Origin of the sequence: Cupriavidus sp. WS, from assembly GCF_000395345.1 — a bacterium.
Classification (GTDB): Bacteria; Pseudomonadota; Gammaproteobacteria; order Burkholderiales; family Burkholderiaceae; genus Cupriavidus; species Cupriavidus basilensis_B.
In genome coordinates this window covers 1-26,325 of the sequence record NZ_AQPL01000262.1, presented here as the reverse complement: position 1 = coordinate 26,325, position 26,325 = coordinate 1, and the positions used below count along the sequence as shown (strand labels likewise).

The following is a 26,325-nucleotide window of genomic DNA, read 5'->3' as shown; positions in this document are numbered from 1 at the left end:
CGTCCACGCGCAGCCGCACCACGGAGCTCTGCTCGAACGCCTCGATGTGGATGTCGGAGGCGCCCTCGCGCGCGGCCTGCGTGAGCAGCGCGTTGATCATGCGGATGACGGGCGCGTCGTCCTCCGCTTCCAGCAGGTCTTCCACCGCCGGCAGCTCCTGCATCAGGCGCGACAGGTCGACCTCGCCTTCCACCTCGCCGACCACCTGCGCGGCGGAGCCTTCGTTGCCGGCATAGGCCTGCGACAGGGCCTGGCGCAGGTGGCCGGCGCCGACCGTCATCCATTCGACCACGCCGAACGTGCGCGCCGCTTCCGCGATGGCCTCGGGCGGGGTCTCGTCGCAGATCCACGCGGCCGGCGGGCCCGGGTCGCGCGCGATCAGCAGCAGGCGGGCGGCGCGCGCCCACGCGTAGGGCACCAGCCGCGCGGACGTGCCCGGCGGCAGCGCGGGCGCGAGGTCCGCCGTGGCGTCGGCGGCGGCGGGGGTGGCGGCGGCGCTCATCCGTTGCCTCCCGGCGCGGCGGGGTCGGGCGTGGCCGGGGTGGCCGGCGTGGTCGGCTCCGTGGCCGGCGCCGCGGGCGCCGCGCGCTCGCGCGGCGGCGGCAGGGTCAGGTAGGAGTCTGTGGCCTGCGGCCGCGGCGGCCGCGGCGCGCGCTTGTTGCCAAGCACGAGCGGCAGCATGGGCGAGGCATCGCCGGCGTCGGGCAACTGCGGCGAATCGTCGTCGCGCACGAACCAGTTGTCGGTCGCCGCGCGCGCGCCTTCGCCGCGCATGTAGTCGTAGCGCGTCATCACCACGCCGCGCGCGGCATCCGGCGAGCGCACGATCACCGGGCGCAGGAACACCATCAGGTTGGTCTTCCTGCGCTGCTTGTTCTCGTAGCGGAACAGGCCGCCGATCAGCGGGATGTCGCCCAAGCCGGGCACCTTCTGCACGCCCTCGTTGTACGAGTCCTGCATCAGGCCGCCCAGCACGATCACGTCGCCGGCGTCGACCATGACGGCCGTCTCCAGCGCGCGCTTGTTGGTGGTGGGGCCGTTGGCGCCGCCCGGGTCGATCACGTCCGACGTTTCCTGGTAGATCTGCATCTTGATGCCGTCGCCGTCGGTGATCTGCGGGCGCACGCGCAGCGTCAGCCCCACGTCCTGCCGCTCGATGGTCTGGAACGGCGTGACCGATGCCGACGAGCCGGTCTGCGCGTAGGAGCCGGTGACGAACGGCAGGTTCTGGCCGACGATGATGCGGGCCTCCTCGTTGTCCAGCACCATCAGGTTCGGCGTGGAGAGGATATTGACGCCGCTCTGTTTGGACAGCGCGCGCAGCAGCACGTTGAGGCCGAGCTTGCTGCTGAGCACGCCGATGTTGAGGCCGCCCGCGCCGGGCAGGCTCGACGCGAGGCCGGACAGGATGCCGCCGCCCGCGGCGGTGTCGGCGCCGACGTTGACGATGTTCTGGCCGCCCGAGCCGAGGTTGGTGCCGCCGAAGAAGCGGCCGTTCTGGGTCTGCCACTGGATGCCCAGCTCGGCCGCGTTGTCCGAGGTGATCTCGACGATCATCGATTCCACGTAGACCTGGGCGCGCCGCGTGTCGAGCTCGTCGATCAGCGCGCGCAGGTTGCGATAGACCGGCTCGGCCGCGGTGATCAGCAGCGAGTTGGTGGCCGGGTCGGCCTGGATGGTGCCGCCCGTGGTGGGCAGGCTGGCGCTGGCGCTGGTGCTGAAGCCGCCGCTGCCGCCGCCGAGGCCGCCGGAACTGCCGCCGCCGGTGGCGCCGCCAAGGCCGCCGCCATAGCCCGAGGACCCGCCGCCGGTGCTCTGCGGCAGCGGCGGCATGGACGGATACGCGGCATTGACCGCGGCCGGCGCCGCGCCGGACGCGCCTTGCCCCTGGCCGCCCGCGGCCTGCATCGAGAGCGTGGCGTCGGCGGCCACCAGCGCGCGCAGCGTCTGCGCCAGCGTGACCGCGCTGGCGTTCTTCAGCGGCACCATGTACATGTTGCCCGGGCGCGTGGCGCGGCGGTCGAGCCGCGCGGCCAGCGCCTTCGCCTGCTGCATGCGCTCGGCGCTGGGCGCGCGGATCAGCAGCGTGTTGGTGCGCGGCTCGGCGACGACGGCGATGCGCAGGCTGCTCTCGCCGCCGCCGGACGCGCCGGCGTTCGCGCCGCCGCCGCCACTGCTGCCACTGCCGCCGCCATTGCCATCGAGCATGCGCTGCAGCAGCACGGCCACGTCGCTGGCGACGGCGTTCTCCAGCTGGACCACCTCCACGTCGCCGCCGGCCACGCCGCGGTCCACGGCCGCGATGATGCTGCCGATGCGCTTGACGTTGTCGGCGTAGTCGGTGACGACGATGGTGTTGTTGTTGGGATAGGCGTTGATCGTGTTGTTGGCGGAGATCAGCGGCCGCAGCACGGCCACGAGGCTGGTGGCCGACTCGCGCGACAGGCGGAACACGCGCGTGATGACCGGGCTGCCACGCACGCCGCCGTCGCCGCCGTCGCCGCCACCACCGCGGCCATCGCCGCCGGTGACGATCGGCATGCCCTGCAGCTTGGCGTCGGCCTCGGGCACGACCTTGATCGTGTTGCCGTCCTCGACCGTCGCGTAGCCCTGCAGCCGCAGCGCGGATTGCAGCATGCGCATGGCCTCGGCGGTGGCGAGCGGCTTGTCGGAGGCCAGGCTCAGCGTGCCCTTGACGCGCGGATCGACCAGCACGGCCTTGCCGTCGGCGCTGGCGATGGCCTGCACGACCTGCGCGATCTCGGCATTGTCGAAGTCCAGCGTGACCTGGCGGCCCGCGGCCTGCGCCAGCGGCGCGAGCGCGGCAAGCAGCAGCGTGGCGGCAAGGGGCAACAGACTGCGCGAAGCGATGCGGGGCAATGGCATGTTCGGATGGCAGGGTGCCGAGCGCTCCTGCTGCGCGCGCCGGTCGGCGTGGATCGAGCGCCCCGTCTCTCGCGCGGACTGCGTGCGATCACCTCGGAGGCGCGGTGCGACGCCTAAGGTATCGGGGCATTGCGGCACAACCGTGGCGGCGTTGGGGAAGGTTCTGCCATCGAATCATCACGGAGCCGCGCAGGGGCGCGGCGCGCCGCTTTAAACGGCGCGCGGGCGCGGACATTTCACCCGCGCCGTCATTGTCTTGTTTTCCGGACAACGGAGAAAAAACGAGAAAAAGCGGAAAGGCGCCAAAGACGGAAAAAGCGAAAAAGGCGGCGCCGGTATATCGGCGGAATTAGCCGATGAATTCCGGCCGCGCGCAATGGAATATTCCGTCGCGCGCGCAAATCGTTCACGAATGTCCGGGTTCGCCGCAGGACGATGGCTGTTCGTCCAGCCTGGCCTTGTTCTCCGCGAGCAGCGTCATGACTTCACGCCACCAGGAGGCGGAAACCAGGTACGCATGCGGGCGCTGGTGCTTGATGACCAGCACCGGCTGTTCCTGCGCGGCCTGCAGGGCCCGCGAGGGATTGGCGCTGAATTTCGTGACATTGATGACCCACTGATTTTCCGTCATGCTTTTTTCCCTCTTTTTATCAAGACGAAACAGCGGCCGCTTGTGGCGGCAGCGGCGAATGGAGTCCGGGAATGAAATGGCGCCGACAGGCGGCATGACCGGTCCGGGTGCAAGCAAGTAATAAAGCTGGCGAATGCTTGGTTTCATCGGCGACACAGGCACGCCGCATCAGTTTCTTGCGCGGACAGGTCGCAGGCACCCCGTGGAAGATTGCGGTAGCGGCTCGCCGGTGGCCTCCGGGCGAGGCGCCGCTGTGGTGCATCAGCCAGTTCGCAATCGATCTTATGTGAGTCCCATGTCGGAATCGTTACACAATCTTCCCATGCCATGCCACATACCGGTCCCATTTTGCGCGGGATACGCGCCTGCATGCGGCATGGCATCGGGATACCCCTCGAACGGATGGCTCGCCTCAGCGCCGTGGCCCGAGCGCTGGCATGAAGGCGGGCGGCGGGGGCGGCCGCTGCGCATTGACCGAGGTGCCGAACGTGTTGCCCATCCGGTTGGCGGTGGCGGCATGGTTGAACATGCCCAACTGGTTCGACGGCCTGCCGGCGGCCTGTTCGGCAAGGCTTGGCTGAGCGGCGCCGCCGCGTCCCCTGACGGCCTGCGCCAGCCGGTCGCTGATGCAGTCCAGCGCCGGCGCGCGCTGCCCGTTGACCTCGACGCTGACGCAGGCGGGCGCTGCGCGGGTGTCCTGTTGCGGGCCGGCAATCTGCCCAGATTCCGCAACAACGACGTCACCGTGTGCCGCAAGAATCCCTGCCATCGCAAATGCATGAAGTCGTTTCAACGTAGTGCTCCCCAGGATTCGGCCAGTTCGGCCGAGCGGCCGGCATCCGGCCGGCCCCGCGGACCGCCGTTGAGTAAACGCTACAGGAGGTCCGTCGTGATGCGCAAGTCCATGCTCGTTTTTCCCCGCGCCGCTGTCTGCGCCGCGCTGGCCGCGGTGCTGACGGCGGGGGCGGCAGGGGCCGCCGTGGCCGCCACTGCGGCCCCTGCCGCCACTGCCGACAAGGTGATCGCCAAGAGCGGGCGCGCCACCGTGACGCAGGCCGAACTCGAAACGTTCCTGCGGGCGCTCGATGCGCCGTCGCGCGGCCGGCTGGCCGCCGACAAGGCGATGCTGGAGCGCCTGGTGCAGAGCCGGCTGGCGCAGAAGGCGGTGCTGATGGAGGCGGAAGCGAAGGGCTGGGGCAAGCGCCCCGAGGTGGCCGCGCAGGTGCGCGACGCGGAGCAGGCGATTGTCGTGCGGAGCTATCTCGACTCGCTGACGCAGCCGCCGCAGGGCTATCCGTCGGAGGCGGAGCTCAAGACCGCTTACGAGGCCAATCCGGCCGCGTTCGCGGCGCCGAAGGCGTATCACCTGGCGCAGATCTATCTCGCGGCATCCGGCGATGACGCCGCCGTGGGCAGCGCGCGCAAGGACGCCGAGAGCCTGGCCGCGCAGGCGCGCGCGGCGGGTGTGGATTTCGGCGCGCTGGCGAAGGCGCGCTCGCAGGAGCCGCGTTCGGCCGCCGGCGGCGGCGACAACGGCTGGGTTGCCGAAGCGGAAATGATCCCGGAGATCCGCAGCGTGGTGACGGCGATGAAGGTGGGTGCCGTATCGGATCCGGTGCGCTCGTCCTCGGGCTTCCACGTGCTGAAGCTGCTGGAGGTGCGCGAGGCCGGCAAGCGCGGGTTCGACGAGGTGCGCGAGCGCCTGCGCGCCACGATGCGCCAGCAGTACCAGGCCGATGCCGCGCAGAACTACTTGAAGCAGCAGGTTCCCGCGCAGGGAGCCAGCGTCGACAAGGCGGCGCTCGATAGCGTGATTTCCGCCGTGCGCTGACAGCGGCAGGGCGCGGCGACCGTCGCCGCGGCTGCCTGCCGGACCGCGCCACGCCGCGCTCGATGCGCGTGGCCGGCCGGAATCCGCCATCGTCCCCAGCGGCCTGCGTCGCCGGAAACCAAAAGGGTAGGTATGAAGACATCCCGGAAACGCGGGATCGGGGCGCGCGCGTGCCGTCGCGGCGCCCAGGCCGCGCTGCTTGCCGCCGCGGTCCATGCGGGCGCCGCGGTGGCCCAGCCCGCGCCGGAAGCGCCGCGCCAGTTCGACGTCAACGAATACGTCGTGCGCGGCAACACCATGCTTTCCGAAACCGAGATCGAGGAATCGGTCGAGCCGTTCCTTGGCCCGCGGCGTTCCGTCGACGATGTCGAGCACGCGCGCGCCGCGCTCGAGAAGCGCTACCAGGAGCGCGGTTTCCAGTCCGTGGTGGTCGAGCTGCCCGAGCAGCGCGTGACCGGCGGCGCGGTGCTGCTGCAGGTCAGCGAAACGCGGGTCGGGCGCCTGCGCGTGGTGGGCGCCGAGCACTATTCGCCGGCGGCCGTGCGCGACGCCGTGCCCTCGCTGGCCGAGGGCCGCGTGCCGGACTTCAACGCCGCGCAGCAGGAGCTGACCGCGCTCAACGTCTCGCCCAACCGCCAGGTGGTGCCGATGGTGCGCCCGGGCTCCCTGCCGCAGACCGTGGACGTGGAGCTCAAGGTGGAAGACCACAGTCCCGTCAGCGCGAGCGTGATGGTCAACAACGACCACAGCGTCGACACGCACGCGCTGCGCGCCTCCGCGACCATCGGCCACGACAATCTCTGGCAGCTCGGCCACCAGGCCTCGGTCACGTTCTATGGCGCGCCGCAGGCGCTCAGCGAGGCGCGCGTCTGGTCGTTCAGCTATCTCGCGCCGTTTGCCGGCACGCCGTACAGCCTGCAGGCCACCGGCTACAGCTCGGACAGCAACGTGGCCACCGTGGGCGGCACCAGCGTGCTCGGCAAGGGGCGCACGTTCGGCGTGCAGGGCAACTATGCGATGCCGCAGCGCGGCGAGTGGGCCGGGTCGCTGGGCCTGGGCGTCGATTTCAAGGATGTGGACGAGGCGGTGTCGCTCGGCGGCGCCAGCAACGACGTGCCGCTGCGCTACATGCCGCTGACGCTGTCGTTCAATGGCTATCGCTTCGGCGAGCGCTCGCAGAGCAGCGTGGCGGTGTCGCTGGTGGGAGGCTTCGCCAGCTTCGGCTATGGCAGCGATTCCGCGGCCTACGGCAACAAGCGCTACCGCGCGTCGCCCGACTTCCTCTACCTGAAGGCCGATGGCAGCCATACGCGCACGCTCAAGGGCGGCGCCGAGATCTACGCGCGCGGCGCGCTGCAGCTCTCGTCGGGGGCGCTGGTGTCCAGCGAGCAGTTCGCCGCGGGCGGCGCCACCAGCGTGCGCGGCTACTACTCGGCGGAGGCCACCGGCGACGACGGCCTGCTGGGCTCGCTGGAGCTGCGTTCGCCATCGTATGCCGACTGGCTGTGGGCCGGCGTCGACGAGTGGCGCGTCTACGGCTTCTTCGACGCCGCCGCGCTGCGGCTGCGCGATGCGCTGCCGGAGCAGCGCCGCAGCTACACCCTGCTGGGCGTGGGCGTGGGCACCAGCATCCGGCTGTACCGCACCATCACCGGCAAGCTCGACATCGGCATTCCGCTGCGCGACGCGCAGCGCACGGAGGCGGGCTCGCCCAAGATCAACTTCAATGTCCGCGCCAACTTTTGATGGGCCCGCGAGGCGCCCGACGGAGCACTGTCATGCGTAATCTGCTGTTATCCCTTGTCCTGGCCGGCAGCCTGCTGCCCCAGGCCGCGCAGGCCTGGTGGCAACAGGACTGGTCGTACCGCAAGCCGGTGTCGGTGGACACCACGCCCAAGGGCGCCAACATCGCCGAGCCGCTGGGGCGCATGCCGGTGCTGGTGCGCCTGCACGCGGGCAACTTCCAGTTCGACGGCGTGCAGGACAAGGGCGGCGATCTGCGCTTCGTCGCCGCCGACGACAAGACGCCGCTGAACCACCAGGTCGAGCAGTTCGATCCGCTGCTGGGCATGGCGCTGGTCTGGGTGGACGTGCCCGCGGTGGCCGGCGGCGCGCGCCAGGACCTGTGGATGTACTACGGCAACGCCAAGGCGGCCGCGGCCGGCGCCACGGCCTCGCCGTTCGATGCCGACTACACCGCCGTGCTGCATTTCGACGGGGCCTCGGGCAGCGCGCCGGCCGATGCGACCGCATACCACAACAACGCGCAGGCCGGCGTGGCCACGGGCGAGGGCCTGATCGGCCAGGCGGCGAAACTGGACGGCAAGGGCGGCATCGCGCTGCCGGCCAGCGAATCGCTCAAGGTGGCGGCCGATGGCGCCATGACGTTCGGCGCGTGGGTGCGCGTGGAGGGCGGCGCGAACGGCGCGCTGTTCGTGCGGCGCGAGGCGGGCGGCGCGCTCGTGGCGGGCCTGGCCAACGGCGTGCCATACGTGCGCGTGGGCCAGCAGCAGGCCACCGCGCCGCAGGCGCTCGGCGCGCAGCAATGGACCCACGTGGCGGTGGCCGCGGGTGGCGGCGAAGTGGCGCTGCTGGTCAACGGCAAGGAGGTTGCCAGGGTGGCGGCCGCGCTGCCGGCGCTGTCGGGCGCGGCCGTGGTGGGGGCCGATCCCGCGGGCGAGCTGCCCGGCCTGGTCGGCGAGCTCGACGAGGTGCGGATCTCGCGCGTGCGCCGTCCGTCCGTGCTGCTGGCCGCCGAGGCCGCGATGCAGGGCGCCGACTCCAGGCTGCTGGCCTACGGCCCGGACGAGAAGCAGGCCGGCGGCGGCTTCGGCGAGATCGGCTTCATCCTCGCCAACGTGCCGGCCGATGCGTGGGCCGTGATCGGGCTGCTGGGGATCATGGCGGTGCTGTCGTGGTGGGTCACGTACACCAAGGCCACCTACGTGAGCCGCGTGTCGCGCGCCAACGACGAATTCCTGGCGCAGTTCCGCAAGGTGGGCCACCGGCTGGAGGCGCTGGCGGAGTCGATTCCCGCGCATCAGGAACTGGCCAGGCGCATGGAAGCGTCGAGCCTGTACCGGCTCTACCAGGTGGCGCTGGGCGAGCTGCGCAGCCGCCGCGAGCAGGACGGCGGCAAGGCCGTGACCGCCGAGACCATCGAGGCGATCCGCGCGTCGATGGACGCCACCCGCGTGCGCGAGAACCAGCGCCTGAACCGCGGGCTGGTGCTGCTGACGATCTCGATCTCGGGCGGCCCGTACCTGGGCCTGCTCGGCACCGTGGTCGGCATCATCCTGGTGTTCGCGGCGGTGGCCATGGCCGGCGAGGTCAACATCAACGCCATCGCGCCGGGTATCGCCGCGGCGCTGGTCGCCACCGTGGTGGGCCTGTTCGTCGCGATTCCGGCGCTGTTCTCGTACAACTACCTGCTCACGCGCAACAAGAACGTCAGCGCCGACATGGACGTGTTCGTGGATGAGTTCGTCACCCGTCTGGCCGAGCTGCACGCCGGCGGCGAAGGCGCGCTGGCCGAGGCCGGCGCGCAGGCGGGCGTGCACATGGACCGCTTCGTCGCCGAACTGATGCGCCGCTTCGGCGAGGCCGGCCTGGTGCCGGCGCCGCGTTCCGGTGGCGGTGGCGGCGCCAGCCTGGCGCCGGCCGCGCGCGCCGGCGAGCGCGGCACGGGCGCCGCCTGAGGAGATGCGCGATGGCCGCGACCCATGACGACGACAAGCCCTACGACGACATCAACATCACGCCGCTGCTGGATCTGGCGTTCGTGCTGCTGATCATCTTCATCCTGATGACGACGGCGGCGGTGCAGGGCATCAAGGTGGACCTGCCCAAGGCCAGCGCCTCGGCCAGCCTCTCGGAGCAGAAGATCAAGGCGATCACGGTGGCCGATTCGGGCCAGGTCTACCTGGACGCGATCCCGGTCTCGCTGGCCGAGCTGGAGGACCGCCTGCGCGCCCAGCGCGCGCAGACGCCCGAGTTCCCGGTGATCGTGAAGGGCGACGCCAACGTGCAGTACCGCAAGGTGATCGAGGTGCTGGACCTGCTGCGCCGGCTGGAGCTGCAGCAGGTGGGCCTGGTCACCGGCAAGCCGGCGGCATAGGCGTGGCGATGAAACTGCCGCAATCCGAAACCGCTGCCCGCCGCTGGCGCAAGCCGGCGCTGGCCGCCGTGGCGGCGCTGGCACTGGCGCTGCTCGGCTGGGCGATCTGGCAATGGGCCGGCGATACCGCCGCCGCGCGCCGGGAGGCGCCGCGCCTGCCGCCGATGGTGGCGTTGCCGCCGCCGCCTCCGCCCCCGCCGCCGCCGCCGGAACAGAAGCCGCCGGAGCCGGTGAAGGAGCGCATGCGCGCGCCGGAGCCGAAGCCGATGGAGCCCGCGCCCAAGCCGGCCGAGTCGCCCAGGCCCGCCAACGATGCCGCCGAGAGCGTGACCATGAACGCCGACGCCCAGGCCGGCGCCGGCGGGATCCAGGTCGGCAGCGGCGGCGGCATGGGGACGGGCGGCGGCGGTGGCCGCGCGGGCAATGCCGCCTATGGGCAGTACCTCGCCTACGTGCTGCAGCGCGCCGTGCAGCGCGATGCCGGGACCGCGCGCCTCGCGTTCCCGCAGGTGCTGGTGCATTTGTGGATGGACGAGACCGGCCGCATCACCCGCGTCGAGCTGTTGCGCTCGACCGGCAATGCGTCCACCGACGAAGCGCTGCTCGCCGCGTTGCGCGCGCTGGGCCGCGTGGACGAACGCCCGCCGGCGGGGATGGCTTTTCCGGCGCGCCTGGTGATCCAGGCGAGGCGTCCGTGATGACAACGACAGGCAGACAGATGGATCTTGAGGAGAAAGTCATGAGCCAGTGCAAGGCGCCACGCCTTCGCCGACCGGCGCTGCGGCCGCTTGCCGCGCTGACGCTGGCGGCCTGCTGCCAGCAGGCCCTTGCCCAGGGCGCGCCGCCGTCCGGCGACGTCACGCAGAACCTGATCCGGATCCTGGTGATGCGCGGCACGCTGACGAAGGAAGAGGGCGAGACGCTGCTCGCGCAGGCGCGGGCGGCGGCGCAGCCGGAAGCCGCCGCGACGGTGGCAGGGGTGGCGGCGGGGGCCGTGGCCGGCGCCGCCGCGCAGCCGGGCGACGTGCGCGTGCCCTACGTCTCGCCGCGCGTGCGGCAGCAGATCCGGGACGAGGTCAAGCAGGATGTCATCGCGCGGGCCAGGGAAGAGCACTGGGCCACGCCGAACACCTTCCCGGACTGGGTCTCGCGCATCACGCTCTCGGGCGACGTGCGCGTGCGCTACCAGGCCAACCTGTACGGCAGCGGCAATGCGCCGGCGGTCGACTACGCGGCGGTCAACGCCAGCGGGCCGGTCGATTTCGCCAACGCGAACGGCGTGCTGCCGCCGCTGCTCAACACGGACCAGAACCGTGCCGACCTGCTGCGCCTGCGGGCCCGGCTCGGGGTGAGCGCGGCGATCTCCGACGACCTGACGGCCGGCATCCGGCTCGGCACGGGCAGCAGCAACGGGCCGGTATCGACCACCCAGACGCTGGGCGGCGGCTTCGCCAAGAAGAGCATCTGGCTCGACCAGGCCTTCCTCGACTACCGCTTCAGCGACGCGTTCCGCGTGACCGCGGGCCGCTTCGGCAACCCGTTCTATGGCCTGGACAACGCCGACCTGGTGTTCTCCAACGATCTCAACTTCGATGGCATCGCCGGTAGCTGGCTCAAGCCGGTCGGCAACCGCGGCGTGACCGCCTTCGTCACCGCGGGCGCGTTCCCGGTCAACTACAGCGACGACAATTTCCCGTCGCGCGAGCCGGGCAAGGCGGACAGCCACAACCAGTGGCTGTTCGCGCTGCAGGCCGGCGCCGAGTGGAAGAACGGCGGCGACCGCTTCAAGGGCGCGCTGGCGTACTACCACTTCACCGACATGCGCGGGCGGTTCTCCTCGCCATGCCTGACCTCCGCCACGTTCTGCGACACCGACGCCACGCGCCCGGCGTTCATGCAGAAGGGCAACACGGTATTCGGCCTGCGCAACAACGTGCCGGTCAATGTGGACGACACCTCGAACCCGCAGTTCTTCGGCCTGACGCAGGCGTTCCGCCCGCTCAACCTGACCGCGCAATGGGATACCCATGTGTTCGGCCACCTGCCGTTCAGCCTGCAGGCGAGCTACGTGCGCAACCTGGCCTACAACAAGGACCGCGCGTTCACCGATCCGCGCTCGTATCCGGCCAACCACTACGAGGGCGTGGATAGCTCGACGCCGCTCGGCGAGTACAAGCAGAAGTGGCGCAGCGGCCCCAACGGCTACGTGCTGCGCGCGATATTCGGCAACCAGGCGGTGTCGGCGCGCGGGCAGTGGAACTTCCTGCTCGGCTACAAGTACCTGCAGCCGGACGCGGTGCCGGACGGCTACACCGATCCCGATTTCCGCCTGGGCGGCACCAATGCCAAGGGCTACTTCCTGGGCGCGGCGTATGGCATCGACAAGAACGCGTGGCTGCAGGCGCGCTGGCTGAGCGGGCGCGAGGTCTACGGGGATCCGCTGGCCATCAACGTGCTGATGCTCGAACTCAACGCCAAGTTCTGAGGTGGACCATGTCGCGAGCACAGAACGCACCAAGCGCACGAAGCGCACAAAACGGTAGTCGGCGCATCGGCATGGCCATGACGATGGCGCTGTGCCTGGGCACGGCGTGCACGGCGGTGCTGGCGCAGAGCCAGGGCACGCTGGAAGAGCGCCTGCGCACGCAGTTGCGCGCGCTGAACGCGCAGAACCAGCAATTGCAGGCCGAACGGGCCACATTGCAGGCCGCGCTGCGCCAGGCCGAGGAACAGAAGACCGCCGCGAGCCAGGCATTGGCCAGCGCGCAGGGCGAGCTCGACACCAGCCGGCAGCACGCGCAGCGGCTGGCCGCGCGCCAGCGCCAGGTGGAGGAGGCGGCCACCGCGCAGACGCGCCAGGCCGATGCGCGGCGCGACGAGCAGCAGCAGGCCGCCCGCGCGCTGCAGCAGCAACTGACCGGCACCGCCGCGGAGCGCGGCCGCGCAATGGACGCCCTGCGCGAGCGCGACGCGCAACTGCAGGCCTGCGGCGCCATGAACACGCGGCTGCAGGCCATCGGCAAGGAAATCCTCGCCGCCTACGAACGGTTCGACGTGGCCGATGCGGTGGCGTTCCGCCAGCCCTTCGCCGAGAAGGCGCGGGTCAGGCTGGAGACGCAGAGCCAGGCCTACGGCGACGCGCTGCACGAGAACCGCTTCGATCCGCGCGCGGTGAGCGCATCGCCGGCACCGCAGACGACGCAGACGACGCAGACGCCGTCCGCGGCGCGCTGACGGCACGGCCCTTTTCATCCGGAACATGCCATGAACGTGAATGACGAAACGAAGATCCTGTCCGCCATCGACGCGGACACGCTGGCCGGGATCATCCGCGCGGCCGGCTGCGCGGTGACGATGAGCGAGCGTGACGGCAGGATGCATCTGCACAGCGCCAGCCACGGCGTGGGTTTCCAGGTGCTGTGGGGCAACCCCGCCGAGGCCGGCGGCTATGCCGACTTCACGCTCAGTTGCGCGCTGCGCGTGGCCGGCGGCGAGGTGCCGCGCGCGCTGCTCGATGGCTGGCACCGCGGCAAGCGCTTTGCGCGCGTGGCGACCCACGGCGAGCTGATCGTGCTGGAAATGGACGTGGTGCTCCACGGCGGCGTCACGCAGGCCAACCTCGCCGCCATGCTGCGGCTGTGGGTGGTGATGACCGGCGAATACCTGCTGCACCTGCGCAATGCGGTGCCGGAGGCTGGCGGCGCGCCGGCGGGCGCGGGCACCACAGACCCCGCGGCGGTTTCCTGACGCGGCTCAGGCCTGGGCGCGCGTGCCGGTATAGAGGATGCCGCCCGCGTCGGTGCCGATGGTGAGCAGCAGCCGCGCGCCGGCGTCGAGCAGCGCGAGCCGGCCCGGCAGCATGCGGCCGTTGAGGCTGCACCCCCGCGGTCCGCGCACCTGCAGCGCCAGTTCGTAGTGGCCACCGGCGCCGGCCGGCAGCACGCTGGCCTGCGCCGAGCAGTTGCCGGGAATGCGGCTCGACAACTGCCACGCCTCGGCCTCCTCGCCGCGCACGATGTCCAGCCGGAGCGGGCCGGCCTCCTGGCAGGCCTCCACGCGGCCGGCGTAATGGCCGGCCACCGCGTCGGCGGGCGGCGCGGCGGTGCGGTCGGCTGCCAGCGTGAAGACTTCCACCTCGCGGCCAGGACGCTGGACGCGGACCCGCAAGGTGTCGGGCGACGGCCTTTCCGTGGCCGCGCTGACCTCGCGCGTGGCGCCGTCGAACGGCACATATTCCACGGCCCGGCCGTCACCCTCCAGCTGGACGAAGGCCGTCAGCTTGCCGGCCTCGTCGCCAAATGCCAGCACGCCCGCGGGCGCCATGCCTCGGAACACCGCCACCGCGTGCCGCGCGAGATTGCTGGACCCGTTGAAGACTTCCGGCGTCACTACATCCCGCGTCGCGCATTCATCTCGGTCTGCTTGTTCCATATCGATTCCATTCAGTCTGATTCGCTACCCGCACATACTGCCAGATGTAAATGTTATTTCTATCTGATGTGAAAATGTATTTTTTGGCATGCCAGCAAAACGCCGCGTGGTGATGGTTTGACGTTTTCCCGGGCAAGCGGTTGACAGGGTTTTTCCACGGACAGCGCGGCGGTGCAAAAGTGCCGCCATCGCCCGGCCCCGGAGACCGAAGTGATTTCCGGTCCTCAATCCGCGCCGCGTGTCCGGGCAAAGACGCCGCGCTCACGCGGCCAGCGCATCGCGCAGCCGGCCGAGCATCTGCTCCACGGTGGCATGCCCCACGGCAAGCGGCACGGTCCCCTTGTCATGCGCCAGCAGCAGCGTCGGGAAGGCGCGCACGCCCCACTGGCGGCAGCGCGCGAAGGCTGCGCGCGCGGCGCGGGCGCGGCGGACTCATTCTGGCCGGGAAGCAGGCAGGCGCCGGTGACGGGGTCGCACTGCATCATGGCCGGGTTCTCCTTCCGGTCCGGGTTTGGACGCGGCAACGGTCTTGCCGGCAAGCCAGCGGCGGCGCGGCAGCGATGGCCAGGACTCTGAGCATGGAATCACCTCGGTTGGAGAGGGCGCGAGGTGGATTCTATTGCGCATCGAACCTTTTACATATATGGAAAAATATGAATCTTTGTTCAATATTTTTTAATAGTAAAAATGGACAAGCTCTGCGCGATGATGGTGTGCGCGCGGTACCAGACGATTCTTCAGGAACGCGCTGAACGGGAAGGGGCGCTCACGGCCGGCGCGCCGCGGCCACGGGGCCATCCCGAGGATTCGGGCCTGACCGCGCGCCACCTCTGCGGCGCGCGCATGCCCCCGCCGGCGCCGGCGGCCTACTTCGCGGCGGCAACCGGCGGGGTCTGCGTGGCCCAGGTCTGCAACGGCAGCTTCCACAGCGGCGGCATCTGCGAGAACGGCGGCACGGTGTGCACCAGTCTTGCCAGCGCCAGCCGGCTGTCGGTGCCGATCTTGCTGAAAATGGCCTTGAGGTGCGCCTTGACGGTATCGAGGCTGACGTTCATCGCGGTGGCGATGGCGTCGTTGGACTTGCCCTGCGCCAGCCACACGGCCACTTCGACCTGGCGTTGCGTCAGCCCGGGGAAGGCATAGCGCAGGCGGTCCGCGGGCGGGAGTTCGTCCACGGTGCGCTGCTGCGCCTGCCGGTAGACGCGCAGCACGTGCGCCCGGTAGGCCTGCAGCCGGTCGCGCTCGGCGTCGCTGTACGCCGGCCGGCCGATGATCCGGTGCGCGCTCAGGTCCAGCGAGTATTCGCCATGCTGGATCAGCACGCTCATGATGCGGCGCGCGCCCGATGGCAGGAACACTTCGCGGGCCATGGGCAGCGCCATGAATTCCTCGTCGCTGAAGATGTCCGATTCGCGCACGGCGCGCTCGCCATAGAAGGCCGGGTCCTTCTGCCAGAACGGGTGGCTGCCCGCATGGCGCGCATACGCTTCGAACGCGGTCTCGCGCCGGCCGGGCAGGTCGCCGATCGACAGCAGCGCGCGCAGCTCGCCGCTGCGATGGTGCACCTCCGTCCAGGCAACCACGTCGGCGCCGGTCAGCCGCGCCACCCCGTCGAACAGGAGGCCCGGCAGCGCCAGCAGATCGGGCTCGGCTTCATAGAGACGCACGATTTCCTGCAGCAGGGTGGGGTCGGTTTGCATGGCTGCTCTTCCGGATAATTTTTTCGCTGCAAATCTTACATTAGCGCACCCTGCTGTGCCGGTGGTGCCCCGCCCCGCATGCCGGGAACGGGAAGCGCGGCTACGGCCACGTAGCGCGAATCCGACAGAAGCCGCCGCAAGGGGGCGGCGGGCGGGCTGGCCACCGCCAGGGACGTGTGGATGGCGCGCGCCATACCACGCCGCGCGGGCGCGGGTCAAGCCGGGCGTGCAACACCGCCGAATCCGCCGCCGCTAAAATACGCCCCTTGATCCGGGGCAAGGCCACGCCCGGAGTCCTTCGCGCGGCCTCGACACACCACGAAGCCCGGCCGGATGCTGCCGACAGCATTTGCCCGGGCCCCGGTAGTGCCCGCTCACGATGCTAAAGATCCCCTTGCCGACCTCTCCGCTGGAACGCCGCTTTGCCCTGATCGCCGCCATCCTGGCCTTCGTCCTGCTGACCTTGTCGGCATGGCTGTTCCTGTCCCAGTGGCGCGCTTACGCGAATGCCGAGAGCGCGCTCGGCGACCTCCGCGTCTTCCGCTCGATCCTGCTGGCGATGGAGAAGGTCTCGGCGGAGCGCGGGCCCAGCAACGCGGCCCTGGGCGAGGCGTTGCCGCTGCCGCCGGCGCGCGCGGACGCGCTGCGGGCCGCGCGCGCCGAAAGCGACCGGCGCATCGCGGAGCTGCTGGGCCAGCTCGAAGCGCCGGCGTGCCGCCATTGCCTCGGCGAGCGCGACGCGGTGATGCGGGCGCGCGCGGATCTGGTCCGCGCGCGCGCCTTCATCGACGGCTTGCTCGGCCAGCCGCGCGCCGCGCGCACGGGCGAGGCGCTGCACCGCGCGGTGGAAGGCATGATCCAGGTGGTGCCGCACTTCACGGCCATGGCGGACGTCAGCGCGGCCAGGGTGGACCGGGGCGTGCCCGGCGCGCTCAGCCGCCTGCTGGCGGCCCGGCTGGCGGCCCTGCTGCGCGAGCAGGCCGGGCTGCTCGGCTCGCAGCTCACGCCGGCGCTGGGCACCGGCCGGCCGCTGACCGATGCCGAGCAGTTCGCCATCGAGCGCACGCGCGGCACCATCGCGCAACTGCGCGCGCTGCTGCAGCCGCGCGTGCTCAACGATCCGGCCTTGTCGCGCGGCGCTTTCCAGCAGGTGGAGAAGCAATACTTCGGCGCGGGCCTGGCGTATTTCTCGCAGGTGCGCGCGCAGGCGAGCCTGCCCGGCGACGCGGGCGTCTCGACCGCCGAATTCGCCCGGCGCTACGTGCCGCTGATGGCCGCCATCACCGATTTCCGCGACGAGATTCTCGAACTCGTGCAGCAGCAGGCGGGCGCGCGGCGCGATGCGCGGCTGGCCTGGCTGGGCGGCATCGTTGCCATTCTCTCGGCGGTGATCGCCTTCCTGTTCCTCGGCGTGTGGCTGTTCCGCCGGCAGGTGGTCCGGCCATTCGCGGAGGCCGCCAGCGCCGTGCGCGCCATCGCGGCCGGCGACCTTGCCGCGCCGCTCTCGCCGCGGCCATACCGCGGCGAGATCCGCGAGCTGTTCGATGCCGTGCGGGTACTGCAGGGCAACAGCATCGAGCGGGCCCGGCTGGAAGAGGAGCGCCGCCACCTGATCGCCAGGCTGTCGAAGATGGCGGAGACGGATGCCCTCACCGGCCTGCTCAATCGCGGCGCCTTCGACCGGCGCCTGAAGGACGCCTGCGCCGGGGCCGGGCGGCGCGCCGACGGGCTGCTGCTGTCGCTGACCATCTTCGACATCGACCACTTCAAGCGCATCAACGACCGCTATGGCCACGCATCCGGCGACCACGCGCTGCGGCGCATCGCCGCGCTGAGCCGGGAAGTCTGGCGCGAGGACGACATCGTGGCCCGCATCGGCGGCGAGGAGTTCGCGGTGCTGGCCCGCGTGCAGGCGAGCCACCAGGCCGTGGACATGGCGCAGCGCCTGCGCGAGTGCCTGGCCGCAACCAGCCTGATGGCCGACAGCGGCGAGCGCTTCAGCGTGCGGGCCAGCTTCGGCACCGCCTTCGCCGGGCCCGGCAAGACCCGGGACGCCGAAGGGCTGATGCGCCGCGCCGACCTGCTGCTGTACCAGGCCAAGCAGGGCGGGCGCGACCGCATCGTGGCCGAGACGGCCGCCGGCTGACCGGCGCGCCGTCAGGCGGTGGCCTGGCCGCGCCCGACGCGCAGCAGCGCCAGCGTGCCGGCGGCCATCAATCCGGCGGCGAGAGCGAAGCCGGACAGCGGCGAGACCGCGCTCCAGAGCAGGCCGACGGTGGCGCTGGAGAGGAACTTGGCGCCGCCGTTGACGGTGCCCAGCGCGCCGTAGCTGGTCGCCAGCGTGTCGGCGCCGACCATGCCGGCCGTGACCGTGGACTCCAGCGCTTCCTGCGCCGCCACGTAGAGGCCGGCCACGGCGAAGATGCCGGCGAGCAGCGGCACGCTCGCCGTGCCGAGCCAGAAGGCCAGCAGCATCAGCACGGCGGTCAGCGCGCCCAGGGCATAGCCGGCCACCAGCAGCGGCAGCGAGCCGATGCGGTCGGCCCACGCGCCGATCGGGTAGGACGCCAGCACCTGCACCACGTTGCGCCAGACATAGAGCAGCCCGGCGATCTGCGCGGCATGGACCACGCCGCGCGACGGCGCCAGCAGCTGCGTGGCGGCGAGGATCAGCAAGCTGTGCGAGAAATCCCCCAGGCCGAATATCGCGACCGCGCCCAGGTAGCGCCTGAAGCGCGGCGGCAGCCCGCGCAGCGTGCGCCACAGCCGCAGGCCGGGATTGGGCGAATGTCCGGGGTCCTGCACCAGGATGAGGAAGGACAGCACGGCCAGCACGCCCGGGATCACCGACAGCCACAGCACGAAGCGGAACGGCCCGGCCGCGTCGCTCCAGCGCAGCGCCTGCGCCCACCCCAGTACCGCCACGCCCAGCAGCGGGCCGACGACCGCGCCGACGGTATCCACCGCGCGGTGGAAGCCGAACGCGCGGCCGCGCGCCTGCGCGCTGACCGCCTGGATCACGATGGCATCGCGCAGCGGGCCGCGCAGGCCCTTGCCGAACCACGACACCAGCCGCCCGAGCAGCAGCAGCGGCCATCCCGCCGCGAGGGCGATCAGCACCTGGCCGGCCGGCGTGAGCGCGTAGCCGATCAGCACGAGGCGCTTGCGGTGGCCGAGCCGGTCCGCGATATGGCCCGACACCATCTTGGTGAAGCTGGCGACGGCATCGGCGATGCCCTCGATGAGGCCCAACGCCGCCGCCGGAATGCCCAGCACGGCCAGGAAGCCGGGCAGGATCACCGTGGTGGTCTCGTAGCAGAAGTCGCCCAGCGCGCTGGTCATCCCCGCGCCGGCGACGGTGCGGTTGAGCCAGCCCCGCGCGGAGGCGGGGGTGGGGGCGTCGGGCATGGCAGGGCGTGGTTCGTCGGGCATGCGGGGCTGTTCCATGCGGGGGGGAGGGGGCGTGCCGGGCCGGCGGTTTTCGTCCCGCGACGCGAAGCATAGTGAAACGGCCGCGACAAATCAAAGGCCGTGGAGGGCGGCCGTGGACGAAGGGCGCGGGCAGGGTGGCGCGCGCGCCGCGCCGGTCGGGCCGCGGCATGCCCTAGGATATTTCTTGACTGGCATCAAGACTCGCCGATGGCCGCCGGTGCCTAATCGATACGCTTCTCAGGCGCATGTCGATAAGAGGCACCCTCGGGCGGATTCCGGCGGCACCGCCGCTTTGTCTCATCCCGGTGGCGTCTCCTGTTCAAGAACAAGAAAACGGAGTCCTCCATGAAACGGTTTTTCCAGAATTCGTTCGTCCGGGGTGTACCAGGTCTGGCCTTCGTGCTGCTGTCGGGCGCCGCGCACGCGGCGGCGCAGGCGGCGCAGGAGCCCGTGCAACCCGTTTCCGCCGCCAGGGTCACCGAGCCGGCCAAGGTCCTGCTCGGCGAGAAGCTCTGGTTCGATCCGCGGCTGTCGCGCTCGGGCTTCATCTCCTGCAACTCATGCCACAACCTGAGCATGGGCGGCTCGGACAATCTCAAGACCTCGATCGGCGACAAGTGGCAGAAAGGCCCGATCAATTCGCCCACGGTGCTCAATTCCAGCCTGAACCTCGCCCAGTTCTGGGACGGCCGCGCCAAGGACCTGCAGGCGCAGGCCGGCGGCCCGATCGCCAACCCCGGCGAGATGGCGTTTTCGCACGAGCTGGCGGTGGACATGCTGAAGTCCATCCCGCAATACGTGACGGAGTTCCGCCAGGTGTTCGGCAACGACAAGCTCACCATCGAGGAAGTGACCGCGGCCATCGCGGCGTTCGAGGGCACGCTGGTCACGCCCAACGCGCGCTTCGACAAATGGCTGAAGGGGAACAAGACCGCCATCGACGCGCAGGAGCTGCGCGGCTACCAGTTGTTCAAGAGCGCGGGCTGCGTGGCATGCCACAACGGCCCCAATCTCGGCGGCAACTCGTTCCAGAAAATGGGGCTGGTGGAGCCCTACAAGACCGCCAACCCGGCCGAGGGCCGCTATGCGGTCACCGGGCGCGACGCCGACCGCTTCAACTTCAAGGTGCCCACGCTGCGCAACGTCGCGCTGACCTATCCGTACTTCCACGACGGCGCGGCCGACACGCTGGGCGAGGCGGTCGACACCATGGGGCGCCTGCAGCTCGGGCGCAAGTTCACGGCGCAGGAGAACGCCGACATCGTGGCCTTCCTCAAGACGCTGACCGGCGACCAGCCCAGGCTGACGCTGCCGGTGCTGCCGCCGTCGAGCGATGCCACCCGGCGGCCGCAGCCGTTCGAGTAAGACGCCGCATCAAAACGGATCCGGGCGCCGCGCGGGTCAGAACGTCGCCGGGGAATTGACCCACAGCACCTTGGCCACGTCCGTGCCGATGTTGCGGTACCCGTGCGGCACGCTGCTGGGAAACGTGAAGGCGTCGCCGGCGCCGATGGTGTAGGTGACGTCGCCCAGCATCAGTTCCAGCACGCCTTCGAGCACGTAGCCGACTTCCTCGCCCACGTGCTCGATCTGGCCGTCGCTGGATTCGCCCGGCGACACGATGTGGATGTTCGCCTGCAGCAGCCCGCCGCGCTTGGGCAGCACCAGCCGCTCCAGCGCGATGCCGCCGGCCTTGATGACCGAGCGCTCGCCGCGCCGCAGGATGGGGTTCTCGCCGGGCGCCTCGTCGCTGGTGAGCGCCGCGATGTTGGTGTCGAGCGCCACCGCCAGCCGGTGCAGCATGGCGAACGACGGCGTGGCGTGGCCGCGCTCCAGCTTGGAGATCAGGCTCTCCGAGCAGCCCGCCTTCTGCGACAGCTGCAGCAGCGTGTAGCCGGCCACCAGGCGGGCGTGGCGCAGCTGCAGGCCGAGCGTGGAGGCGGGCGAGGCAGGCGAGGGGGACGCGGCTGCGCGCGTTGCCTTCGGCGCGGCCTTGGCCGCCGGCTTTGCCTTGGCGGCGGGCGCCGCCTTGGCCGGCTGTGCGTTCTTCGCTTTCAATTCGATCCGTCCAGGTCCGTCCAGGAATGAAGGGAAGCGGGCAGCTTCCCGGCTGCCCGCCGCGTGGGTTACCGGTGCGCCAGCGCGGCCACGGTGTAGGCCAGCGCCTGCGCGCCGAGGAACAGGTCGTGCGGCGCGGTCGCCTCGGCCGCGTTGTGGCTGATGCCGCGCTCGCTGGGCACGAAGATCATGGCGGTCGGACAATGCCCGGCCAGGTACATGGCATCGTGGAACGCGCCGGAGGTCAGCCGCAGCGGCGCCGGCAGCCAGGCCTGCGCGCTGGCCCGCTCGCAGGCCTGGCTCACCAGCGCCAGCATCGCCGGCGGGAACAGCGTCGGCGGCCGGCGGAAAAAGCACGTGAAGCCGACCTTGCCGCCGACCTTGCCGCCCTGCCGCGCGGCGATTTCGCCGAGCGCGGCCTCGAAGCGCTCCAGCACCGCCTCGTCCACGCAGCGCGCGTCGATCGTGAATTCTACCGCGCCGGGAATCGTGTTCACGGAGTTCGGCGTGACCTGCCAGCGGCCCAGCGTGAGGCGCAGCTCGGTGCCGGCGGGGGCGCCCGAGCCGGTCGCCGCGAACGCGTACAACTGCTGCGCGACGGCCACCGCGGTGGCCATCGCGTCGCTGCGCTCGCCCATCGGCGTGGTGCCGGCGTGGCCCATCATGCCGGCGCACGTCACGCGGTACCAGCGCACGCTCTGTATGCCGGTGACCACGCCCAGCGGCACGGCCGCGCGCTCCAGCACCGGGCCTTGCTCGATGTGCAGCTCCACGCAGGCCGACATCGGCTGCCGCATGGGGCGGCGCGGCACGTCGGGCGCGGCGGCCAGCGCCGCGTCCAGCGCATCGCCGAAGCGCACGCCGGCGCCGTCGACCGCGTCGCGGTAGGCCGGCAGGCAGGCGGGGTCGACGAAGGCGCTGGAGCCCATCGCGCCGGGGCCGAAGCGGCTGCCTTCCTCGTTGGTCCAGGCCACGACCTCGATCGGGCGCGGCGTGCGGATGCCGGCGTCGTTGAGCGCGGCGATCACTTCGAGGCCGGCCAGCACGCCATAGGCGCCGTCGAGCTTGCCGCCCACCGGCTGGGTGTCGGCATGGCTGCCGGTCAGCACCGGCGGCAGGTCGGCGCTGCCGGCGCGGCGGAAGAACAGGTTGGCGCAGTCGTCCGTGCTCACCTCGCAGCCGAGCGCGCGGGCGCGCTCGATCAGGTGGCGGCGCGCGGCCAGGTCGACCCCGGTGAGCGCCTCGCGCGAGACGCCGCCATCGCCGCGCCCGCCGAACGCGGCCAGCGCGGCGATGGCGTCCTGCAGCCGCGCGCTGTCGATATGGTCCTGCGCGCGCTCGGCGGCTTGTTGTTCCTGAAAGGTCAAAACGGTGCTCCTGGAAAGGGGTTCGCGTGCGCGCCGCGGCGGCTCACGCCACGCCGCGCTCGAGCGCGTGCGCGGCGGCCAGCACCTGCGCGTCGCCGCGGCACGGGCCGACCAGCGTCACGCCGACCGGCATGCCGTGCGCGCCGGTGCCGGTGGGCACGTGCACGCAGGGGTTGCCGAGCAGCGTCCACATGCGGTTGAAGATCGGGTCGCCGGTGGCGCCCAGGCCGGCCGGCGCCTCGCCCTCGGCGCTGGGCGCGAGCACCACGTCGAACTCGCCGAACGCCGCCGCGAACGCGTGGCGCGCCTCGGCGGCCAGCGCCTGCGCGGCGAAATAGTGCTCGCCGCCGATGCCCTGGCCGGTGGCCAGCAGCGCGGCGAAGCCGGCGCTGAAGTCCGCGGCGCGCGCGCGCTGCTCCGGCACGAAGGCGGCGGCGGCCTCGTAGGCCATGATGTCGATCTGCGCCTGGGTCAGGCGCGCGAAGGCGTCCGGCATCGCCAGCTCGCCCACCGTGGCGCCCTGCGCCTCGAGCACGCGCGCGGCGTCCGCCAGCGCGCGGCGGCTGTCCTCGCTGGCGCGCGCCCAGTGCGGCGTGCGGCAGATGCCCACGCGCAGCCGCGCCGGCGCCGGCGTTTCGGCCGGGGCGAGCGGCAGGCGCGCCAGCGTGCCGATGAAGAAGGCCGCGTCGTCGACCGTGCGGGCCAGCACGCCCACGGTATCCAGGCTCGGCGCCAGCGGCTTGACGCCGGCGCCCGGCAGCGTGCCGTAGGTGGGTTTGTAGCCGACCACGCCGCAATAGGCGGCCGGGCGGATGATCGAGCCGGCGGTCTGCGTGCCGAACGCCAGCGGCACCATGCCCGCGGCCACCGCGGCGGCCGAGCCGCTGGACGAGCCGCCCGGCGTGCGCGGCGCCTCGGCGGGCGCGCGCGGATTGCGCGTGGGGCCGGGCTGGAAGGTGGCGAACTCGGTGGTGACGGTCTTGCCCATCACCAGCGCGCCGGCCGCGCGCGCGGCGGCCACGCAGGCGGCGTCCACCGCCGGGCGGTGCGCGGCGTAGATGGGCGAGCCATAGGTGGTGGGCATGTCGGCGGTGTCCATCAGGTCCTTGACGCCGAGCGGCACGCCCTGCAGCGCGCCGGCGGCCGGCGCGGCGTCGAGCAGGCGCGCCTGCGCCAGCGCCTGGCCGGCGTCGAAATACTGCCAGGCCAGGACGCCGGCCTCGGCCGCCTCGATGCGCTCGATGCAGGCGCGCGCCACCGCTTGCGCGCTCAGCTCGCGCCGCGCGATGCGGGCCGCCAGCTCGCGCACGGGAAGGGTCAGGAAATCGTTCATTGCCGGGTTTCTCCTCTGGCTCGGGCGCTCAGCCGAAATAGGCCGAGCGGACTTCATCGTTGGCGGACAGCGCCTCGGCCGTGCCCTGCGCCACCACGCGGCCCTGCGACAGCACATAGCCGTAGTGCGAGATCGCCAGCGTCTGGCGCGCGTTCTGCTCCACCAGCAGCACGGTGATGCCGAGCGCGTTGATCTGCTTGATGACCTTGAAATTCTCCTTCACGTACAGCGGCGACAGTCCCAGCGAGGGCTCGTCGATCACCAGCAGCCTGGGCTCGGCCATCAGCCCGCGCCCGATCGACACCATTGCCTGCTCGCCGCCGGACATGGTGCCGGCCAGTTGCGCGGCGCGCTCCTTGAGGCGCGGGAAGATGTCGTAGACCTTGCCGAGCCGCTCGCGCACCAGCGGCGCGTCGTGCACCAGGAACGCGCCCAGCGCCAGGTTCTCGGCCACCGTCATGCGCGGGAATATCTTGCGCCCCTCGGGGATGCACGAAATGCCGCGGGCGATGATCTTGTGGGTCTTCTCCCCGGCGAGGTCGCGGCCGTCCCACAGGATCTGTCCCTGGCGCGGCGGCGTCAGCCCCAGGATGGCGCGGATCAGCGTGCTCTTGCCGGCGCCGTTGGCGCCCAGGATGCAGGTGATCTTGCCCGGCGCCACCTCGATCGACACGTCGTGCAGCACGTTGACCTTGTCGTAGCCGGTGCTCAGGCCCTTCACGCTCAGCGTGCTCATGCCGCTTCCTCCCCAAGATAGGCCGTCTGCACGTCGGGGTCCGCCGTGATCTCGGCGTAGGTGCCCTCGGCGATCTTCTTGCCGTAGTTCAGCACCACGCAGCGGTCGGTGATGCGCTCGATCACGTTCATCTCGTGCTCGATCAGCACCACCGAGAGGTTCCGCAGCTTGCCGCGCACATCCAGGATGTCGTTCATCAGTTCGTGGGTCTCGTCGTGCGTCATGCCGGCGGAGGGCTCGTCGAGCAGCAGCAGGCGCGGCTGGCTCATCAGCGCGCGGCACACCTCGATGCGGCGCCGGTCGATCATGGTGAAGGTCTCCACCGGCTCGAACAGGCGCGCCACCAGCGGCGGGCTGAAGATCTCCAGCAGGCCCTTGACCTTGTCCACGTAGGCATCGTATTCGGCGCGGAAGGCCTTGCGGCGGAACAGGTTGAAGACCAGCCCGTGGCGCATGTGCTGGTAGTCGCCGATCACGATGTTGTCGAACACCGTCAGCGGCAGCGACAGGCGCGAGCGCTGGAACGTGCGCGCCACGCCGCTGCGGTAGATGTCCTGCGGCGACTGGCCGACGACCTCCGCGCCGCGGTAGCGGATCGAGCCGCCGCTGGCCTTGTAGAGCCCGGTCAGCACGTTGAAGAAGGTGGTCTTGCCCGAGCCGTTGGGGCCCAGCAGCCCGAGGATCTCGCCTTCGCGGATGCGCATGTCGAGGCTGTCGAGCGCGGTCAGGCCGCCGAAGCGCATGGTCAGGCCGCGCACGTCCACCATGACGCCGTCGCTGGCGCCGGCGCCGCGGTTGTCGTCGTTGCTCATCGCGAAGCCTCCCCGGCAAAGAACAGGCGCGTCTTGCGCGGCATCAGCCCGGCCGGGCGGAACAGCAGGATGGCGATCACCAGCGCCGCGTAGAACAGGAAGCGGTATTCCTGGATGAACTGCAGCTTCTCCGGCAGCACCAGCACGATGATGGCGGCGGGCACCAGGCCGACCGCGTTGCCCAGCCCGCCCAGGATCACGATGGACAGCATCAGCAGCGAATCCGAGAACGTGAAGTTGTTGGGCGCCACGAAGCCGGTGACCATGCCGTACACGCTGCCGGCGATGCCGGCGAAGAAGTTGCCGAGCATGAAGGCCACCACCTTCCAGCGCGCGATGTGCAGGCCGAAGGTGGCCGCGGCGGTCTCGTCGGTGCGCACCACGTCCATGGCCAGGCCTACCCACGAGCGCTCCAGCGCCTTGACGACGACGAACACGCCGCCGCACATGCCCAGGCTGAGCAGGGCATAGCTGAGGTAGAACGAGACGTCCGCGCCGAACACGGTGAAGCCGTCGTTGAGGGCGTAGCCGAACAGGCGCATGCCCGGCACCTGCAGCCCCTGCGGGCCGCCCAGCACGTCGTTGACCTCGATGAAGGTCTTGAACAGGATGCCGAAGGCGATCGTGACCAGCGCCGCGTAGTGGCCGCGCGTGCGCAGCACCGGCGCGATCAGCAGCGAGCCCACCAGCGCCGCGATCACGCCGGAGATGACGACGATCAGCAGGTGCGGCAGGCCGCTGTGCGTGGCCAGCACCGCGGTGGCGTAGCTGCCGATGCCGAAGAACGCCGCGCCCGCGAAGTTGGCCACGCCCGAGAAGCCGAACTGCAGCGTCAGCCCCAGGCATGCGGTGGTGTACAGCAGCACGGTGCAGATCATCAGCAGCGCGAAGTGCGTGTCGTAGAACGCCGCGATCAGCGCCAGCGCGCCGCCCGCCGCCCACAGGCGCGCCAGGCCGGGCCGGCCGAGGCCGGCGGCCTCGATGCGGCGGG

The 26,325-nt window shown here is 71.1% G+C and carries 22 protein-coding genes and 1 pseudogene; 10 read left to right on the top strand and 13 right to left on the bottom strand.

The features are described 5' to 3' along the window. From K206_RS0121155 to K206_RS43790, 4 genes and pseudogenes are all read right to left on the bottom strand, one after another. Positions 1–502: pseudogene (locus K206_RS0121155) on the bottom strand (type II secretion system protein GspE); the annotation flags it as partial. Further along, positions 499–2,853 carry a type II secretion system secretin GspD gene (gspD, locus tag K206_RS0121150; protein ID WP_196812905.1) on the bottom strand — a complete coding sequence of 785 codons (2,355 nt, stop codon included), beginning with the start codon at positions 2,851–2,853 and terminating at the stop codon, positions 499–501. The gene gspD and the pseudogene K206_RS0121155, both read right to left, overlap by 4 nt. A gap of 439 nt (positions 2,854–3,292) precedes the next feature. After that, a complete protein-coding gene (locus K206_RS43025; RefSeq protein ID WP_155888167.1) occupies positions 3,293–3,664 on the bottom strand; it encodes a hypothetical protein in 372 nt (123 codons plus the stop codon). Positions 3,665–3,929: 265 nt separating this feature from the next. After that, positions 3,930–4,310 carry a hypothetical protein gene (locus K206_RS43790; protein WP_196812904.1) on the bottom strand — a complete coding sequence of 127 codons (381 nt, stop codon included), beginning with the start codon at positions 4,308–4,310 and terminating at the stop codon, positions 3,930–3,932. Between the two features lie 99 nt (positions 4,311–4,409). Between K206_RS43790 and K206_RS43785 the strand changes: the two genes are divergently transcribed. The 8 genes from K206_RS43785 (at position 4,410) to K206_RS0121100 (ending at position 13,212) form a co-directional block, all read left to right on the top strand. Further along, positions 4,410–5,348 carry a peptidylprolyl isomerase gene (locus K206_RS43785; protein ID WP_020204386.1) on the top strand — a complete coding sequence of 313 codons (939 nt, stop codon included), beginning with the start codon at positions 4,410–4,412 and terminating at the stop codon, positions 5,346–5,348. 132 nt (positions 5,349–5,480) lie between these two features. Further along, a complete protein-coding gene (locus K206_RS0121130) occupies positions 5,481–7,094 on the top strand; it encodes a ShlB/FhaC/HecB family hemolysin secretion/activation protein (RefSeq protein WP_020204385.1) in 1,614 nt (537 codons plus the stop codon). Between the two features lie 32 nt (positions 7,095–7,126). After that, the gene (locus K206_RS0121125) at positions 7,127–9,046 is read left to right on the top strand and encodes a DUF2341 domain-containing protein (protein WP_020204384.1); all 1,920 of its coding nucleotides are present in this window, start codon (positions 7,127–7,129) and stop codon (positions 9,044–9,046) included. 11 nt (positions 9,047–9,057) lie between these two features. Beyond that, complete coding sequence (locus K206_RS0121120) at positions 9,058–9,465, top strand: biopolymer transporter ExbD (RefSeq protein WP_020204383.1); 408 nt, start codon at positions 9,058–9,060, stop codon at positions 9,463–9,465. 8 nt (positions 9,466–9,473) lie between these two features. After that, positions 9,474–10,163, top strand: a complete 690-nt coding sequence (locus tag K206_RS0121115; RefSeq protein WP_020204382.1) for a TonB family protein — start codon at positions 9,474–9,476, stop codon at positions 10,161–10,163. Between the two features lie 41 nt (positions 10,164–10,204). Then, the gene (locus K206_RS0121110; RefSeq protein WP_020204381.1) at positions 10,205–11,950 is read left to right on the top strand and encodes a putative porin; all 1,746 of its coding nucleotides are present in this window, start codon (positions 10,205–10,207) and stop codon (positions 11,948–11,950) included. 71 nt (positions 11,951–12,021) lie between these two features. Further along, entirely contained in the window at positions 12,022–12,699 is a 678-nt protein-coding gene (locus tag K206_RS38890; protein ID WP_020204380.1) for a hypothetical protein, read from the top strand. Positions 12,700–12,729: 30 nt separating this feature from the next. Further along, positions 12,730–13,212: a YbjN domain-containing protein gene (locus K206_RS0121100; protein WP_020204379.1), complete on the top strand. Its 483-nt coding sequence runs from the start codon at positions 12,730–12,732 to the stop codon at positions 13,210–13,212. 6 nt (positions 13,213–13,218) lie between these two features. On the opposite strand, the gene K206_RS0121095 is transcribed toward K206_RS0121100, so the two are convergent. Both K206_RS0121095 and K206_RS0121085 read right to left on the bottom strand, forming a co-directional pair. Beyond that, the gene (locus K206_RS0121095; protein WP_155888166.1) at positions 13,219–13,896 is read right to left on the bottom strand and encodes a hypothetical protein; all 678 of its coding nucleotides are present in this window, start codon (positions 13,894–13,896) and stop codon (positions 13,219–13,221) included. An 866-nt stretch (positions 13,897–14,762) separates the two neighbouring features. Then, positions 14,763–15,596, bottom strand: coding sequence for a helix-turn-helix transcriptional regulator (locus K206_RS0121085; protein ID WP_020204376.1), 834 nt, complete (start codon positions 15,594–15,596; stop codon positions 14,763–14,765). Positions 15,597–15,990: 394 nt separating this feature from the next. On the opposite strand from K206_RS0121085, the gene K206_RS0121080 reads away from it, so the two are divergent. Next, entirely contained in the window at positions 15,991–17,742 is a 1,752-nt protein-coding gene (locus K206_RS0121080; RefSeq protein WP_020204375.1) for a diguanylate cyclase, read from the top strand. 11 nt (positions 17,743–17,753) lie between these two features. Here the strand turns inward: K206_RS0121080 and K206_RS0121075 are convergent, their stop codons facing one another. Next, positions 17,754–19,028, bottom strand: coding sequence for an MFS transporter (locus K206_RS0121075; RefSeq protein WP_029043891.1), 1,275 nt, complete (start codon positions 19,026–19,028; stop codon positions 17,754–17,756). A gap of 345 nt (positions 19,029–19,373) precedes the next feature. Here K206_RS0121075 and K206_RS0121070 point away from each other — a divergent pair, with 345 nt between their 5' ends. Next, on the top strand, positions 19,374–20,393 hold the full coding sequence (locus K206_RS0121070) for a cytochrome-c peroxidase (protein WP_029043890.1): 1,020 nt from the start codon (positions 19,374–19,376) through the stop codon (positions 20,391–20,393). Positions 20,394–20,429: 36 nt separating this feature from the next. Here the strand turns inward: K206_RS0121070 and K206_RS0121065 are convergent, their stop codons facing one another. From K206_RS0121065 to K206_RS0121040, 6 genes are all read right to left on the bottom strand, one after another. Then, positions 20,430–21,086 carry a helix-turn-helix domain-containing protein gene (locus K206_RS0121065; protein ID WP_020204372.1) on the bottom strand — a complete coding sequence of 219 codons (657 nt, stop codon included), beginning with the start codon at positions 21,084–21,086 and terminating at the stop codon, positions 20,430–20,432. Between the two features lie 68 nt (positions 21,087–21,154). Then, on the bottom strand, positions 21,155–22,453 hold the full coding sequence (locus tag K206_RS0121060; protein ID WP_020204371.1) for a M20 family metallo-hydrolase: 1,299 nt from the start codon (positions 22,451–22,453) through the stop codon (positions 21,155–21,157). A 43-nt stretch (positions 22,454–22,496) separates the two neighbouring features. Further along, positions 22,497–23,786 (bottom strand): amidase, encoded by a 1,290-nt coding sequence (locus K206_RS0121055; RefSeq protein ID WP_020204370.1) that lies wholly within the window; start codon positions 23,784–23,786, stop codon positions 22,497–22,499. Positions 23,787–23,814: 28 nt separating this feature from the next. Further along, positions 23,815–24,522 carry an ABC transporter ATP-binding protein gene (locus tag K206_RS0121050; protein ID WP_020204369.1) on the bottom strand — a complete coding sequence of 236 codons (708 nt, stop codon included), beginning with the start codon at positions 24,520–24,522 and terminating at the stop codon, positions 23,815–23,817. Then, positions 24,519–25,334 carry an ABC transporter ATP-binding protein gene (locus tag K206_RS0121045; protein ID WP_020204368.1) on the bottom strand — a complete coding sequence of 272 codons (816 nt, stop codon included), beginning with the start codon at positions 25,332–25,334 and terminating at the stop codon, positions 24,519–24,521. The genes K206_RS0121050 and K206_RS0121045 overlap by 4 nt, the downstream gene beginning before the upstream one ends. Beyond that, positions 25,331–26,325 (bottom strand): branched-chain amino acid ABC transporter permease (locus tag K206_RS0121040; RefSeq protein ID WP_020204367.1); only part of this gene is annotated, 995 nt, incomplete at its 5' end. The genes K206_RS0121040 and K206_RS0121045, both read right to left, overlap by 4 nt.